The sequence below is a fragment of the Pacificimonas aurantium genome (assembly GCF_020092905.1).
In the GTDB taxonomy this organism is placed as follows: domain Bacteria; phylum Pseudomonadota; class Alphaproteobacteria; order Sphingomonadales; family Sphingomonadaceae; genus Pacificimonas; species Pacificimonas aurantium.
This window is the reverse complement of record NZ_JAGSGB010000001.1, coordinates 937571-952236: the sequence shown is the minus strand read 5'-3', so window position 1 is coordinate 952236 and position 14666 is coordinate 937571. Positions and strand designations below refer to the sequence as shown.

15 protein-coding genes are annotated in these 14666 nt (G+C 64.1%); 9 read left to right on the top strand and 6 right to left on the bottom strand.

Annotated features, from left to right (window positions below; translation table 11 throughout):
* Positions 1–5: 5 nt before the first annotated feature.
* Together KCN53_RS04595 and KCN53_RS04590 are read right to left on the bottom strand one after the other, a co-directional pair.
* Complete coding sequence (locus tag KCN53_RS04595) at positions 6–245, bottom strand: BolA family protein (RefSeq protein ID WP_088711233.1); 240 nt, start codon at positions 243–245, stop codon at positions 6–8.
* 3 nt (positions 246–248) lie between these two features.
* A complete protein-coding gene (locus tag KCN53_RS04590; protein ID WP_088711234.1) occupies positions 249–575 on the bottom strand; it encodes a DUF1476 domain-containing protein in 327 nt (108 codons plus the stop codon).
* Between the two features lie 152 nt (positions 576–727).
* On the opposite strand from KCN53_RS04590, the gene KCN53_RS04585 reads away from it, so the two are divergent.
* The 4 genes from KCN53_RS04585 (at position 728) to purQ (ending at position 4104) form a co-directional block, all read left to right on the top strand.
* Complete coding sequence (locus tag KCN53_RS04585) at positions 728–2248, top strand: DUF3667 domain-containing protein (RefSeq protein ID WP_088711235.1); 1521 nt, start codon at positions 728–730, stop codon at positions 2246–2248.
* 99 nt (positions 2249–2347) lie between these two features.
* Positions 2348–3136, top strand: coding sequence for a phosphoribosylaminoimidazolesuccinocarboxamide synthase (purC, locus tag KCN53_RS04580; protein ID WP_088711236.1), 789 nt, complete (start codon positions 2348–2350; stop codon positions 3134–3136).
* 60 nt (positions 3137–3196) lie between these two features.
* A complete protein-coding gene (gene purS, locus KCN53_RS04575) occupies positions 3197–3445 on the top strand; it encodes a phosphoribosylformylglycinamidine synthase subunit PurS (protein WP_088711237.1) in 249 nt (82 codons plus the stop codon).
* Entirely contained in the window at positions 3442–4104 is a 663-nt protein-coding gene (gene purQ / locus KCN53_RS04570; protein ID WP_088711238.1) for a phosphoribosylformylglycinamidine synthase subunit PurQ, read from the top strand. The genes purS and purQ overlap by 4 nt, the downstream gene beginning before the upstream one ends.
* 4 nt (positions 4105–4108) lie before the next feature.
* Here purQ and KCN53_RS04565 read toward each other — a convergent pair whose 3' ends face one another.
* From KCN53_RS04565 to KCN53_RS04555, 3 genes are read right to left on the bottom strand one after another with little or no spacing between them, the layout of a single operon-like run.
* On the bottom strand, positions 4109–4879 hold the full coding sequence (locus KCN53_RS04565) for a sulfite exporter TauE/SafE family protein (protein WP_088711239.1): 771 nt from the start codon (positions 4877–4879) through the stop codon (positions 4109–4111).
* A 5-nt stretch (positions 4880–4884) separates the two neighbouring features.
* Positions 4885–5400 (bottom strand): rhodanese family protein, encoded by a 516-nt coding sequence (locus KCN53_RS04560; RefSeq protein ID WP_088711240.1) that lies wholly within the window; start codon positions 5398–5400, stop codon positions 4885–4887.
* A complete protein-coding gene (locus KCN53_RS04555) occupies positions 5397–5711 on the bottom strand; it encodes an ArsR/SmtB family transcription factor (RefSeq protein ID WP_224199359.1) in 315 nt (104 codons plus the stop codon). Before KCN53_RS04555 ends, KCN53_RS04560 begins: the two co-directional genes overlap by 4 nt.
* Before the next feature lie 80 nt (positions 5712–5791).
* Here KCN53_RS04555 and KCN53_RS04550 point away from each other — a divergent pair, with 80 nt between their 5' ends.
* Positions 5792–6676 (top strand): MBL fold metallo-hydrolase, encoded by an 885-nt coding sequence (locus KCN53_RS04550; protein ID WP_088711242.1) that lies wholly within the window; start codon positions 5792–5794, stop codon positions 6674–6676.
* Between the two features lie 48 nt (positions 6677–6724).
* Positions 6725–10306 carry a hydantoinase B/oxoprolinase family protein gene (locus KCN53_RS04545; protein ID WP_088711243.1) on the top strand — a complete coding sequence of 1194 codons (3582 nt, stop codon included), beginning with the start codon at positions 6725–6727 and terminating at the stop codon, positions 10304–10306.
* Between the two features lie 62 nt (positions 10307–10368).
* Here KCN53_RS04545 and KCN53_RS04540 read toward each other — a convergent pair whose 3' ends face one another.
* Positions 10369–12090 (bottom strand): class I adenylate-forming enzyme family protein, encoded by a 1722-nt coding sequence (locus KCN53_RS04540; RefSeq protein WP_088711244.1) that lies wholly within the window; start codon positions 12088–12090, stop codon positions 10369–10371.
* 177 nt (positions 12091–12267) lie between these two features.
* Between KCN53_RS04540 and lgt the strand changes: the two genes are divergently transcribed.
* The 3 genes from lgt to KCN53_RS04525 are packed head-to-tail and all read left to right on the top strand — an operon-like array spanning position 12268 to position 14665.
* A complete protein-coding gene (gene lgt / locus KCN53_RS04535; protein WP_088711245.1) occupies positions 12268–13140 on the top strand; it encodes a prolipoprotein diacylglyceryl transferase in 873 nt (290 codons plus the stop codon).
* The gene (locus KCN53_RS04530) at positions 13137–14138 is read left to right on the top strand and encodes a class I SAM-dependent methyltransferase (protein WP_397333598.1); all 1002 of its coding nucleotides are present in this window, start codon (positions 13137–13139) and stop codon (positions 14136–14138) included. Before lgt ends, KCN53_RS04530 begins: the two co-directional genes overlap by 4 nt.
* Positions 14138–14665 (top strand): GNAT family N-acetyltransferase, encoded by a 528-nt coding sequence (locus tag KCN53_RS04525; protein WP_088711246.1) that lies wholly within the window; start codon positions 14138–14140, stop codon positions 14663–14665. Before KCN53_RS04530 ends, KCN53_RS04525 begins: the two co-directional genes overlap by 1 nt.
* Position 14666 lies beyond the last annotated feature (1 nt).

Sequence of the window (14666 nt, the reverse complement as noted above, 5' to 3'; positions counted from 1 at the left end):
GAATTCTACTCCTGATCGGGTGTCTTGGTCGTCAGCTGCAACGCGTGCAGCTCCCCGCCCATGCGCCCGCCCAGTGCGTCGAACACCATCTGGTGCTGCTTTACGCGGCTGAGCCCGGCAAAGGCGGGCGAGGTCACGGTCGCGGCATAGTGATCGCCGTCGCCCGCCAAATCGGTGATCTCTACCTGTGCATCCGTGACATGCTCTTCAATGAGGGCGCGGATATCGCTGGCGGCCATGGGCATCTGTCAGGCCTGCTCGATGAACTGGCGGCGCGCTTCGACCATCTTCTCGCTCATGGCCTCGCGCACTTCGGCTTCGGTCACGCCGGTGTCCTTGGCGTTCAGATCACCCCAGACCTTGCGGAAAACATCCTCGTCGCCGACTTCTTCGAAATCTGCCGCCACGACAGACTTGGCATAGGCGTCCCGTTCCTCGGGCGTCAGGTCGAGGCGGTCCGCGGCCCATTCGCCGAGCAGGCGGTTGCGCCTGGCCGTAACCTTGAACTGCAACTCGGCATCCTTGGCGAATTTCGCCTCGAAGCTCTTCTTGCGTTCGTCGAAACTGCTGCTCATCGCCCTTGTCCCTGTCCTTGCTCAGCGCCTTCCGTTGCCACCAGATAGGCCGCCCGTGCGCCCGCCGCAACGGAGCCGCTTGCTTGAAATCCGCCGCTGGCTCTCGCAAGGAGGGAGGCGGGACTGCGGAAAGACGCAGGAGCGGGTATCTAATGAGCGAAACAGATGCAGTCGGAGCCTTTGTGACCGCAGGGCTCGTCGCCGGAGAGGTCGACGGCGGGCGCGGGCGCCACGCCTCCCATGCCGGCGTGAAGCACGAGGAATGCCCGAATTGCGGCACGCCCGCGCCGGGGCATTATTGCCCGGAGTGCGGTCAGCATGTTCATGTCGCCCGGTCGGTACGACATATTCTGCACGAGTTCGTTCACGGCGTGCTTCATCTCGACGGCAAGTTCTGGCGCACGCTCCCCAAACTGATCTTCAAGCCGGGGCATCTCACCCGCGACTATATCGAGGGTAAGCGCGCACGCTACGTCGCCCCCTTCGGCATTTTCCTGTTCACCATCTTCGCGATGTACTTCACGTTCGCGGTCTTCGGCCCGCCGGGCGTCGACCAGTATACGATGATCGACGGCGAAACCGGACAGGAGGTCACCGACCCCGCCGCCCGCGCACAGACGGCGGAGGATCTTCGCGCAGAGGCCGAGGGGCTGCGCGAGGCAATTGCGACGCTGGAGGAGACGCGGTCCGACCTTGCCGGAGACGGCGATGCAAACGCCGAAGCGATCGCCCAGATCGACGAAGAACTGCGAGAGCAGCGCTTGTCGCTGCGGATTGCCGAACGCACGATCGAGGCGATCGAGACCGGCCGGTTCGACTGGGAGGGCCAGATAGGCGATGTAATCGGCCTGGCCGCCGAAGGGGGAGAGACATCCGCAAGCTTGGGCGAGGCGGGTCCCGAAGAAAAATCCGAGGAACGCGTTCTTGAAAGCAGCGCAGCACCTGCAGGGCTGGAGGACTTCGACCAGGCCTACGCCGCAGCGCAGGGTTCTGCCGGCGAGCCAATGTCGGAGACGGCCGCCACGGAGGCTGACGCCCCCATAAGCCCTCCACCCGGGAACGAAGGCGAAGCCGATGTGCCAGCCGGCTCGGCACCTAGCGGCGACGCAAGCCCGGAGCCCGCCACCTCCTCAGGTACGGCACAGGAGGAGGAGGAGGAAGCAGCACCCAGCGGAGAAAATTTCGGATGGACGATCACTCCGGGGATCAAAGTGAACGAGAATGGCAGCTCCTTCCTCGGCATTGAGAAGATCGAACAGACGATCGACAGGAACCTGAAGAACAAGGAGTTTTTCTGGTACAAGGTGAAGCAGTCGGCCTATAAGTTCTCCTTCCTGCTACTGCCGATTTCACTTCCGTTCGTCTGGCTTCTCTTTTTCTGGCGCCGTGACCTTCACCTCTACGATCATACGGTGTTCATCCTCTATTCGCTTAGCTTCATGAGCCTTCTGACCATTACCCTGTGGGTCGGCATGGCCACCGGCCTGTGGGGCTGGGCGATTTTCTGGATCGGCCTGGTCTTCATCCCGCCCATCCACATGTACAAACAACTGAAATATGGATATGCGCTGTCGCGGACTGGCGCGCTGATCCGAACATGGTTCCTGGTCAACTTTGCTCTGATCGGCCTGGCGCTCTTCTTCGCGACTGTGGTGGCGCTCGGGGCGCTCTAGTCCGCAGGCCGACTATGGTGTAGGCGCGCGGGACAACCTATCTCTCCCGGGCGCCGGCTCGTCGGCTGCCACCGTCTTGTTTGAAAAGGGCACCCCCGCATGTCGCGCCGCCGCCAGATCTACGAGGGCAAGGCCAAGATTCTTTATGAAGGCCCCGAACCCGGCACGATCATCCAGTATTTCAAGGATGACGCCACGGCCTTCAACAACCAGAAGAAGGGCACGATCAACGGCAAGGGCGTCCTCAACAACCGGATTTCCGAGCATGTCTTCACACTTCTCGGTCAGATCGGCATTCCTACACATTTCATCCGCCGCCTGAACATGCGCGAACAGCTTGTGCGCCAGGTCGAAATCGTGCCGGTCGAGGTCATCGTCCGCAATGTGGCTGCGGGAACGCTTTCGAAGCGGCTCGGGATCGAAGAGGGCACCCCCCTTCCCCGCACAATCCTTGAATATTGCTACAAGGACGATGCCCTTGGCGATCCGATGATCACCGACGAGCACATCGCCTGCTTCGGCTGGGCCTCGCAGGATGAAATGCACGAGATTTCTGACATGGCAATCCGGGTGAACGACTTCCTCTCGGGTCTCTTCGCCGGGATCGGGATCAAGCTGGTGGACTTCAAGCTGGAGTTCGGCCGTGTCTGGGACGGAGATTTCAGCCGCATCATCCTGGCGGACGAGATTTCCCCTGACGGCTGCCGTTTGTGGGACATGAAGTCGAACGAGAAGCTCGACAAGGACCGCTTCCGGCGCGACCTGGGCGGCGAGGTCGAGGCTTATCAGGAAGTGGCCCGCCGCCTGGGCCTGATGCCGGACGAAGGCGCGGGGGCCGATACGGTCCTGAACTTCGCCGACGCCAAGAAGGCACGCGGTCCGGAATAACGGCGCTTATCCCGTCCTCGCGGCTTGCCCGGGGAGGGCTAAGGGCTCATATGGCGCCGCATGAAGGCGCAGATATTCATCACCCTTAAGTCCGGCGTGCTCGATCCGCAGGGCAAGGCCGTCCACCATGCGCTCGGCGCGCTCGGCTTCGAAGAGGCCGAGGATGTCCGCCAAGGCAAGTTTATCGAGATGGAGCTTGCCGACGGCACTCCTCGCGAGCGCATCGAACAGATGTGCGAGAAGCTGCTGGCGAACACCGTCATCGAAAATTACGACATTCGTATCCTTTCCGGCGAGGACGCGGCGTGAAGGCGGCGGTCGTCGTCTTTCCCGGATCCAACTGCGACCGCGACATGGCGGTCGCCATCGAAAAGATCGGCGGGGTGAAGCCGCAAATGGTCTGGCACGGCGAGACCGACCTGCCGGATGTGGACCTGATCGCTCTTCCCGGCGGCTTTTCCTACGGCGATTACCTGCGCACCGGGGCGATTGCCGCGAATTCGCCGATCATGTCGGCGGTGAAGAAGGCTGCAGAGGAAGGCCGACATGTGTTCGGTGTGTGCAACGGATTCCAGATGCTGGCTGAGGCGCAGATCCTTCCCGGCGCCCTCCTGCGCAATTCGGGCCTCGACTATGTCTGCCGCGATGTCGACCTGGTGGTCGAGGATTCCGAGACGCCCTTCACCCTGGCCTATGAAGGCGGCGAAACCATCCGCATCCCAGTTGCCCACCATGACGGCAACTATTTCGCCGATGAGGACACGTTGGACCGGCTGGAAGGCGAAGGTCAGGTCGTCTTTCGCTATGGCGAGGCGGTGAACGGCTCGCAGCGTAATATTGCAGGCATCCGGAACAAGCGCGGCAATGTGCTCGGCATGATGCCCCATCCCGAACGGCTGATCGAGGACGAGCTGGGCGGCGCGGACGGACGGCGCCTGTTCGAGGGACTCGCCAAGACCCTTAGCTAAACGCTCAGGGCAGCCCGCCGGCGATCGCCGCTCCCCCGGCCACCACCGCAGCGGCAAAGCCGCGTTCGAGTAGTTTCTGTCGGCCCGCGAGCCGCTTCTGAACCTGCAAGCCGATGGCCGCGCCGGCCGTACCGCCTGCGACGAGCATCAGTACCGCCGTCCAGTCGACGAGGCCCGAAAGCGCGTAGGAAGCGGCCGTAGTCGCACCAAGCACGGAGATGACCGCCAGCGACGACCCGATGGCCATAGCGATTGGCATCCTTGTGGCGAGAATTATCGCCGGGACGATCAGAAAACCTCCTCCGATACCGAAAAATCCGGCCATGACACCCACTCCCACGCCGAGGGGGAGAAGGCGTGGGAGCAATTCCCCCGCACTCGCACGCGTCAGGCGGACCTCCGCGTTGGCCGCAAGCCTGCGGCCCCGAAACATCAGGCCGCCGACGGCGATCATCAGAATACCGAACAGCGAGAGGAGGAGATCGGGCTCGGTCGCTTTGCCCAGCTCTGCGCCAGCAGCTGCGCCCGCCATGCCGCTGGCTCCGAAAACCAGAGCGCACGGCCATTTGACGGTACCGACGCGCGAATGGCCTATGACCGCGAGGAGGGCATTGAGCGACACGCCGACCGCAGCCGTCCCGATGGCAAGATGGGTGGAAAGTCCGGCAAAGCTTACGAGGAGAGGGACGGCTAGGATCGAGCCGCCGCCGCCGATCAGGGCCAGTACCGCGCCGATCAATCCGCCCACGGCAAGGGTTGCGATGGCGGTCTCCATGCCCGCTAGCTTCCGATCGCTACCGGCCGGTTCCACGGCATGGCCGCAAGCAGCCTCGCCATGCCGCACCATCCGGTGAGGCCGGCAAATGTCAGGCCTGCCCCCACAAAGGCGCTGAGCGCGAAGAACACCGGAGACGCGAAGACGCCGAGGAGCACGCCGGATAGAACCAGAAGTCCGGCGGCGATTTGAACCTGACGCATCAGTTCGAGCGGCTGTCGCCGGTCTTCCTGGATAGGAAGGCCGGTCCTTGCCCACGCTTCCAATCCGCCATGCAGCATGAAAGCACGCCCCCCTGCCGGGCAGGCAAGCCGGTCCGCATTGACCGCCGTACGGTTCCCCGAGCGGCAAAGGTAGATCACTTCGCGTGCGCCCGCCGGCAAAGCCTCCGGCACAAGATTGGTCGACCCCGGAATATGACGGCGAGCAAACTCGTCCGCGCCGCGAATGTCGATCAGCAGAGCGCCGCCAGCCTGCCGTTCAGCCGCCTCTCGGGGCCCGATAGGAGCAAGGTCTGTCATGTGATGTCCTCGCAATAGATGGCATGCAGGGAATCGAGCAGCCTGCCGAGACGCGGATCGGCCACTTCATACCAGAGCGTCTGACCATCGCGGCGAAAGCTGACGATGTCCTCGGCGCGCAGTTTCGCGAGATGCTGCGACGTTGCCGACTGAGACAGTCCGATCGCCTCCGCCAGGTCACCAACCGAGGCGGTACCAAGCTCGGCAAGTTTGCACAGGATCATAAGCCGGGCCCGGTTCCCCAGAAGCTTCAGAATATCCGCAACCTCTCCGGCCCGCGCCGCGAAAGCCTGCAGATCGGCCGTGTCCACCTTTAAGATGTCGAACTCCTTACATTAGATGTTGCTAATTTAGGCTGTTCTAATATATTGTCAAGGAAAGGAGCGTCGCCATGACCGAACCTGCAATCGAAGCTTTCTTTGACGAACCCACTCACACGATCAGCTACCTGGTCAGCGATCCGGAGACGAAGGACGCCGCCGTCATAGACCCGGTGCTGGACTTCGATCTGGACAGCGGGGAGGCGGACGTCCGCTCGGCGGATGCCATTCTGGAAGCGGCCGCACATCAGGGGCTGAACGTCCGCTACATTCTCGAAACGCACGCTCATGCGGATCACCTGTCCGCCGCGCCCTATCTGAAACAGAGAACCGGCGCGCTCATCGGCATCGGCGAACATATCCGCGACGTCCAGCGGATCTTCAGGCCCATGTTCGGCGCCGACGATATGAAGCCGGAGGGCGGCGACTTCGACAGGCTGTTCCGGGACGGCGAGACCTTCGAGATCGGCGATCTGGAAGTAAAAGTGCTTCACGTGCCCGGCCACACGCCCGCCGACATCGCCTATCTTATCGAGGACGCTCTGTTCGCCGGCGATACGATGTTCATGCCGGACTACGGGACCGCGCGGGCAGACTTTCCCGGCGGTGACGCGCGCCAGCTGTACCGCTCGATTCAGCGGTTGCTGGCGCTCCCCGGGGGCACGCGGGTGTTCCTCTGTCACGACTATAAGGCGCCCGGCCGCGACGAGTATCGCTGGGAGACCACGATTGCGGAGCAGCGCGCCGCAAATGTTCATGTCGGAGGAGGTGTCGGCGAGGAGGAATTCGTCGCGATGCGAGAATCGCGTGACGAGACCCTTCCCGTACCGCGCCTGCTGCTACCGTCGATCCAGGTGAACATCCGCGCCGGGAAGTTTCCTCCCGCCGAAGCCAACGGCGTCAGCTATCTGCGCATCCCTGTGAAGGCCGTGGGCAGGCTGAAGACGACGGATTGACCCGACGCGAGGCTTCGCTCCCGCTGGCTGGGATGCTAGCGGGAGCGCATGGACAAGAGCTGGCAATTTTGGATCGACCGCGGCGGCACCTTCACAGACATCGTCGCCCGCGCACCGGACGGGACGCTGCAAACGGACAAGCTGCTGTCCGAAAACCCGGAACAATATCAGGATGCTGCCGTCGAAGGCATCCACCGCCTGACGGGCACGGCCGCCGGGGCGGCCCTGCCGCCGCTTTCGGTGCGCATGGGGACGACCGTTGCCACAAATGCGCTTCTCGAACGGAAGGGGGAGCCCACGCTCCTCGTGGTCACCAAGGGGTTCGGGGACGCACTCGATATCGGCTACCAGGCGCGGCCGGACCTGTTCGCCAAGCATATCGAAAAGCCCGCGCCGATCTATGCAGGCGTTCTGGAAGTCAGCGAGCGCGTGTCCGCAAGCGGCGAGGTTGTCGCGCCCCTCGACGAGGGAGCGGCACGCAAAGGGCTGAAAGCGGCTGCGGAGCGCGGACTCACCTCCTGCGCGATTCTGTGCATGCATGGCTATGCCTGGCCGGACCATGAGCGCAGGCTGGCCGAAATCGCCCGCGAAGAAGGCTTCACCCAAATCTCCGTCAGCCATGAGGTAAACGCGCTCATCAAGTTGATCGGACGCGGCGACACCACGGTGGCCGATGCCTATCTGTCGCCCGTCCTACGGCGCTATGTCGACCGCGTCACGGCTGCGCTCGACGGCGTCGAACCACTCTTCATGCAGTCGTCGGGCGGCTTGACCGAAGGGACCTTGTTTCGCGGTAAGGATGCAATCCTCAGCGGTCCGGCGGGCGGGATCGTCGGCATGGTTCGCACCGGTGAGGCGGCCGGGCGCGAGCTTCTCATCGGCTTCGACATGGGCGGCACTTCGACCGACGTCTCTCACTATGCAGGCAGCTATGAGCTGACGAATGAGGCAGAGGTGGCCGGCACCCGCATCCGCGCACCGATGATGGCAATTCATACCGTTGCCGCAGGGGGCGGTTCGGTCTGCAGCTATGACGGCGCACGTTTCCTCGTCGGACCGGAAAGCGCGGGCGCCGTGCCCGGCCCCGCCTGCTATCGCCGCGGCGGACCGCTGACCGTCACGGACTGCAACCTAGTCCTCGGGAAAATTCAGCCGGCGCACTTCCCCCGCGTTTTCGGCCCGGAGGCCGACCAGCCCCTCGACCGTCAGGCTTCGATCGAACGGATCGAGGAGATTCGAGCGGCCATTGCAGCGTCGGAAGACCGCGATATGCCGGTCGCCGAAATCGCGCGCGGGTTTCTGGCCATTGCCGCCCAGAACATGGCCAACGCGATCAAGAAGATCAGCGTCGGGCGGGGGCGCGACGTCACGCGCTATACCCTCGCCAGCTTCGGCGGCGCAGGCGGTCAGCACGCCTGTCTCGTCGCCGACGCGCTCGGAATCGAGCGCATCATGCTGCACCCGTTCGCCGGCGTGCTCAGCGCGTTCGGCATGGGGCTGGCAGACCGCAGCGCCACGCGTGAACGCACCCTTCGCTGCGGCGCCGGAGAGACGAAGCGTCTGGATCAGGCACGCCGCGACCTCGACGCCGAAGCTCTCGCGGAGCTCGGCGAGGCCCGGCAGGGAGAACGTCCGCCCGAAACGAAGGCCCGCGTTTTCCTGAGATATGAAGGCACCGAACATGCCATCGGCGTCCCCTTCGGCAACGAAGACGACATGGTGGCTGCCTTCAACGAGGCGCACCGGGAAGAGTTCGGCTTCGTCGGTGAAGCGCCGCTTGTCGCAGAGATGATCCGCGTGGAGGCGAGCGCCTCCAGCGAGGCCGAAGTGGATGTCGGCGCTGCCGCTTCGGGCCCTGCCCGCCCTCTCGACCACGCCCGTGCCGACTTTGCCGAAAGCGGAGAGGCGCCGGTCTACGCTCGCGAAGCTCTAGCAGAAGGCCAGCGCGTCGCCGGCCCTGCCCTGATCGTCGATCCCAGTTCTACGACAGTTGTCGAACCGGGCTGGGAGGCGGCCCTCGACGCAGCAGCAAACCTTGTCCTCACGAAGGCCGATCGCAGCGACCCGGTGCGAATTTCTACCGAACGCGACCCCATCCGCCTCGAGATGATGGGCGCCCTGTTCATGGCCATCGCCGAGGAAATGGGCGCTGCGCTCCAGCATTCGGCCTCATCAGTGAACATCCGCGAACGGCTCGACTTCTCCTGCGCGGTCTTCGACGCAGCCGGCGCCTTGGTCGCCAATGCGCCGCACATGCCGGTTCATCTCGGGTCGATGGGCGAAAGCGTTCAGGCGGTCATGTCCGCCCGCGCCGCCGATGGCCGCGGCATCAGACCCGGCGACGTTTACGCGCTGAACAACCCCTATGCCGGCGGCACGCACCTGCCCGACATTACCGTGATTATGCCGGTCTTCCTGGAGACTGCCGATGCCAGCCCGGCATACTGGGTTGCCGCGCGCGGCCATCATGCGGATGTCGGCGGGGTGGCGCCCGGGTCCATGCCATCCGGGTCAAGCGACATTGCCGAAGAAGGGGTGGTCTTCGACAATCTCCTCATCGTCGAGGATGGCCGCTTCCTCGAAGAGGCGGTGCGCAGCGTTCTGGAGGGCGGCCCGTATCCGGCACGCACCCCGGCGCAGAACATCGCCGACCTGAAGGCACAGGTGGCCGCCTGCGCTCGGGGCGCAGCACAACTCGGCGAAGCGGCATCGCTGCACGGCCGCAATGTCGTCGATGCCTATATGGACCACCTGCAGGACTATGCCGCAGAAGCCGTGGGCCGGCTGCTGTCTCGCCTGGCGCCGGGCCGGAAGCGCGTCGACCTCGACAATGGCGCCGCCGTGGAGGTCGAGGTCCGCATCGACGCCGAGGGAGGTGGGGCCGTCGTGGACTTCAGCGGCTCATCGCCCCAGCTAGATTCCAACTTCAACGCACCCTTCGCGGTTACGCGCGCCGCCGTCCTGTACGTCCTACGCGTTCTCGTCGACGAGCCCATTCCGATGAACGACGGCTGCCTGCGCCCTGTGGAGATCGTCGCGCCCGAGGGAACGATGCTGAATCCCTTGCCGCCGGCGGCAGTGGTCGCAGGCAATGTCGAGACCAGCCAGGTCCTTTGCGATGCCCTGTTCGGCGCAGTCGGCGCCATGGCAGCTGCCCAGGGTACCATGAACAACTTCACCTTCGGTGACGGCGAGCGGCAATATTATGAAACCATCGCCGGCGGATCCGGAGCGGGTCCGGACTTTCCCGGCGCCGATGCGGTGCAGACCCATATGACCAACAGCCGGCTCACCGACCCCGAAGTGCTCGAGGACCGCTTTCCCGTCCGGCTTGAAGAATTCTCCATTCGACGCGGGTCGGGCGGAGGCGGCGCCCAGAGCGGCGGTGACGGCACCGTGCGGCGCATGCGCTTTCTCGCGCCCATGAGCGCGAACCTGCTCGCAAACCGGCGACGGGTGCCGCCTTTCGGCCTTGCCGGTGGCGCAAACGGGAAGCTCGGCCGCACCGAGATCCACCGCGCCGAGGGCCGCTGCGAGCAGCATGGAGGCACGGTCACGACCGAGCTTCTGCCCGGGGACGTCTTTCTGATCGAGACGCCCGGAGGCGGCGGCTACGGAACGCCGGACTAGGCCAAACGTCCTGGAAGCGGGACCAGCGTGTACGGCCCGCTTCCCCAACGGTCACGCGCGGGTCAGCCCTGATGGCGCCCGATATGTTCCTCGCGGTATTTTTCGCGCAGCGAAACCTTGTCGATCTTCGCAGAGCCGAGCTTGGGAAGCGGCTCTTTCACCATCCAGATGCGCTCGGGAATCTTGAAATTCGCCAAGTCGTCCGCAAGGAACCCGAGTAGGCTCTCGCGCTCCACCTGTTCGCCCGGCTTCAAATAGATAACGGCGCCGACAATCTCCCCCATGCGGTCATCCGGCAGGCCGAAGACGCTGGTCTCCGCAACCGCCGGATGGGCGTAGATCGCGGCTTCGACTTCCTGCGCCGCGATATTCTCGCCGCCGCGGATGATGATGTCCTTCTTGCGGTCGACGATGTAGAGATATTCGTCCTCGTCGAGATAGCCGATATCGCCGGTATGAAACCAGCCATCGGGAGAAAAGGACTCGGCTGTTGCCTGCGGATTGCGCCAATAGCCGCGGCAGTTGGCCGCCGAGCGGATGCATACTTCGCCGCGCTCGCCCTGCGGCAGCAAATTGCCGTCATCGTCCTGAATTCCGAGCTCGACCATCGGCTTCGACGCGCGGCCGGTGGATGACGGCTTTGCGACATAGTTGTCGCGCAGATTGCCCGCCCCCACGCCGTTCGTCTCGGTAAGGCCATAGCCGATGGCGGGCCGCGCTTCGAACGTCTCCTTCAGCCGCTTCACATGCTCGGCCGGTCGCGGCGCGCCGCCGGCGGCAATGTCCATCAGCGTCGAGGTGTCGTATTTGTCCCGGTCCGGATGCTGCATCAGTTCCAGCGACATCGTCGGAACGCCAACGAAGTAGGTCGCGCGTTCACGCTCGATCAGCTTCAGCGCCTCGGTCGGATCCCATTTGTACATGATGACCAGCTTGCGCCCGATGGCGATCGACACCAGCATGACAGGCACGGACCCGGTGATGTGAAACAGCGGGACGTTGAGCAGCATGACCTGTTGCTCGGGCAGTTCGGTTCCCTCTTTTTCCGCCAGGGCAAGCATCGCCAGTCCGCTGGCAAGATAGTTCATGGCGCCGTGCAGCAGGCCGCCATGTGTCGACACCGCACCCTTCGGATGACCCGTCGAGCCGGACGTATACATGATGGTGGCATCGTCCTCGCGTGTCAGCGGCGGAAGGTACCAGATGTCGTCGGGGCTGGCGGCGAGCGCGTCCTGCAGTCGGCGTGCGCCCAGCTCTTCGCTGATCTGCGCGCTCGTGCGGACCGTCACCACGTCGACCGGAAAGTTCTCGATTTTGCGGATGCGCCGCAGGCGTTCCTCGTCGGCGATGACTAGGCTGGTACCGCTATGCTGCAGGCCATATTCCAGCTCTTCGGTCGTCCACCAGGCATTGATCGGAACGACGACCGCGCCGAGATACATTGCGCCGACATAGGCACTGATCCACTCGGGATAGTTGCGCATGGCGATGGCGACGCGGTCGCCCTTCGCGATCCCATATTCATGCTGCAGCATTGCTGCGATCTGCTTAGCCTCGGCGTAGATATCTCCGAAGGTCCGCCGCTCCTCTTCGTAGACCGTGAATTCCTTCTCGGCCTGGGCTGCAAAAAAGAGGTCGTAAAATCCCCGCATGGAATCCGGTGCGTTCTTGAAGACCGGCATGGAGGTCCCCCGCACATCGCCATCAACCACCTCGAACATCGTGCCCTCGGCGGTCAGCTTGGCGAGTTCCTCCTCCATGGCGAGGTCGAGTTCGGTAGGCATGTCTGAAAGTCTCCCAAGGGCCGATTGTGCGAATTTGCGCTTCTCTTAGGGGATCGAACGGCGCTTTCGCAAACGACTATCATCGCTGCCAATGGCGCGCATATCTTGCGTCGCGTGGCGGTCTCGACGAAACGGGCCGCACGCCATCCTTCCCCCAGTCCGGAAAGCCCCCAGCCGATGTTCGACCCGATGGTCCTGATCGAGTATCCGCAGATCGACCCGGTCTGGTTCACCATCCCGACGCCGTTCGACGGGGTGGGACTTCCCATCCGCTGGTACAGCCTTTCCTACATCGCCGGCATCGTGTTCGGCTGGTGGTATGTGGCGCGCCTCGCCATGCAGCCCGGCTCGCCGATGGCGAAGCGCCACGTCGACGACCTGGTTACCTGGGCGACCATCGGAGTGATTCTTGGCGGCCGCCTCGCCTATGTCCTCTTTTACGACAGCGGCCGTTTCTTCGGGCCCGAGGGCAGCCTGGGGAACATCGTCCGTGTCTGGGAGGGCGGCATGTCCTTCCATGGCGGCGCCATCGGCGTCATCCTCGCCATATTCTTCTACTGCCGCTCACAGGGCCTGAACTGGGTTCGTGTCGGCGACTATGTCTGCTGCGCCGTGCCCGCAGGGCTGTTCTTCGGCCGGTTGGCGAACTTCATAAACGGGGAACTCTATGGCCGTCCGACCGACCTGCCCTGGGCCATGATCTTCCCATCCGATCCGCTGCAGACGCCGCGCCACCCCAGCCAACTCTACGAAGCGGCGCTAGAGGGTCTCGTCCTGTTCACGATCATGGCCGTTCTTTTCTGGCGCACGCGCGCACGTTACCAGCCCGGCTTTCTCGCGGGCACCTTCCTGCTGGGCTATGGTTCGTTTCGCTTTCTGGTCGAGTTCGTCCGCATGCCCGATGCACAGCTCGGCGTCCTTGGCTGGGGCCTCACCATGGGGCAGACTCTCTGCCTGCCGATGATCATCGCCGGCCTGTACCTGATCCTGACAGCGAAGGCGCGGCGCGAGCGCATAGACCCCATTGCCGGGACGACCGCGCAGCAGTGAATTTCACCGCAGATCTAAGAGACCGGATCGCTGCGGAGGGAAGCATTTCCGTCTGCGACTACATGGCCGCGTCGAACACGCACTATTACGCCGCGCGCGATCCGTTAGGCGCTGAGGGCGATTTCGTGACTGCGCCGGAAATCTCTCAGATCTTCGGAGAGCTGGTCGGCCTCGCGCTTGTCGACCTATGGGTGCGCGCAGGGTCCCCAGCACCTGTTTTCCTCTGCGAGCTAGGTCCCGGACGCGGCACGCTGATGTCCGATGCCTTACGCGCCGCCGGGCAGGTGCCGGGATTCCGCGAGGCCGCGCGCACACATCTGGTCGAAACCAGTCCGGCACTTCGCCGCGAACAGATCCGCCGACTGCCGGACGCCGTCCATCATGACCGGCTCGACACCCTTCCGGCGAGCGGCCCGCTCCTTCTCGTGGCGAACGAGTTCTTCGACGCGCTGCCTATCGCACAGCAGGTTCGCGTGGGCAGCGAATGGCAGGAGCGCCGCGTCACCGAGCGGAACGGCGATCTGGTCTTTTTGCCGGAGGGCGCCGAAATCCGCGAAACGGGCGACGCGGCGCAGACTGTCGCGGCAGCGCTCGCGACGCGCCTGACCGCGCAGGGCGGCGCCGCCTTGGTTATCGACTATGGCTATGCGGGCGGGGAAACCGGCGACACGCTGCAGGCGGTGCGCGCGCATCAAAAAGTGTCGCCGCTCGCGTTCCCGGGAGAGGCGGACCTGACCGCCCATGTCGATTTTGCGGCTCTTGCCGAGGCTGCACGCCGGAAAGGCGCAGAGGTCTCCGGACCGGTAAGTCAGGCAGCCTTTCTCTCCGCTCTCGGCATCGGCCTGCGCGCGGAGCGGCTGATGGCCGCCGCTCCCGGGCGCAGCGAAGAGATTTCCGCGGCCGTGCACCGCCTGACTGCGCCCAGCGAGATGGGCGCCCTGTTCAAGGTGCTGGCCTTGAGGGCGCCGGGATGGCCGCCAATAGCAGGAGTTGGGTAATGACGAGCTGGACGATCCGCGAACCCGAAGAGGCCGACCTGCCGGCGCTGAGAGAGGTGGGGCGCCGGACCTTCACGGACACCTTCGGCCCGCTTTACAAACCTTCTGACCTGCAGGCCTTTCTCGACCAGGTTTGGGGCGAGGAGCCTGTACGAGAGGAATACCGGGCGGGCGAACGAACCTTACGGATTGCGGAAACGCCGGACGGGATCGCCGGCTTCGTGAAGATCGGCAAGCCTTACATGGACCTCCCGGAGGCGAGGCCTGGCCGCTCGGCTATCGAACTGTGCCAGCTTTACGTCGACACGCCCTGGCAAGGGACCGGTCTGGCGCAGGAGTTGATGGACTGGGCGCTCGCAGAGGCACGGTCGCGCGGCCATGACGACATCTATCTCAGCGTCTATCACGACAATCTGCGCGCACAGCGCTTCTACAGCAAATATGGCTTCGTCGAAGTCGGGCGGCATATCTTCATGGTGGGCGATCAGGCCGACGATGACAGGATCTGGCACCTGAAGCTGCGGTGAG

Coding starts and splice junctions, on each gene's coding strand:
- purC (WP_088711236.1), top strand. CDS start 2,348: ATGTCGCGCCGCCGCCAGATCTACGAGGGCAAGGCCAAGATTCTTTAT.
- KCN53_RS04595 (WP_088711233.1), bottom strand. CDS start 245: ATGCCCATGGCCGCCAGCGATATCCGCGCCCTCATTGAAGAGCATGTC.
- KCN53_RS04525 (WP_088711246.1), top strand. CDS start 14,138: ATGACGAGCTGGACGATCCGCGAACCCGAAGAGGCCGACCTGCCGGCG.
- KCN53_RS04560 (WP_088711240.1), bottom strand. CDS start 5,400: ATGACAGACCTTGCTCCTATCGGGCCCCGAGAGGCGGCTGAACGGCAG.
- KCN53_RS04540 (WP_088711244.1), bottom strand. CDS start 12,090: ATGCCTACCGAACTCGACCTCGCCATGGAGGAGGAACTCGCCAAGCTG.
- KCN53_RS04590 (WP_088711234.1), bottom strand. CDS start 575: ATGAGCAGCAGTTTCGACGAACGCAAGAAGAGCTTCGAGGCGAAATTC.
- KCN53_RS04545 (WP_088711243.1), top strand. CDS start 6,725: ATGGACAAGAGCTGGCAATTTTGGATCGACCGCGGCGGCACCTTCACA.
- KCN53_RS04565 (WP_088711239.1), bottom strand. CDS start 4,879: ATGGAGACCGCCATCGCAACCCTTGCCGTGGGCGGATTGATCGGCGCG.
- KCN53_RS04585 (WP_088711235.1), top strand. CDS start 728: ATGAGCGAAACAGATGCAGTCGGAGCCTTTGTGACCGCAGGGCTCGTC.
- KCN53_RS04550 (WP_088711242.1), top strand. CDS start 5,792: ATGACCGAACCTGCAATCGAAGCTTTCTTTGACGAACCCACTCACACG.
- purS (WP_088711237.1), top strand. CDS start 3,197: ATGAAGGCGCAGATATTCATCACCCTTAAGTCCGGCGTGCTCGATCCG.
- lgt (WP_088711245.1), top strand. CDS start 12,268: ATGTTCGACCCGATGGTCCTGATCGAGTATCCGCAGATCGACCCGGTC.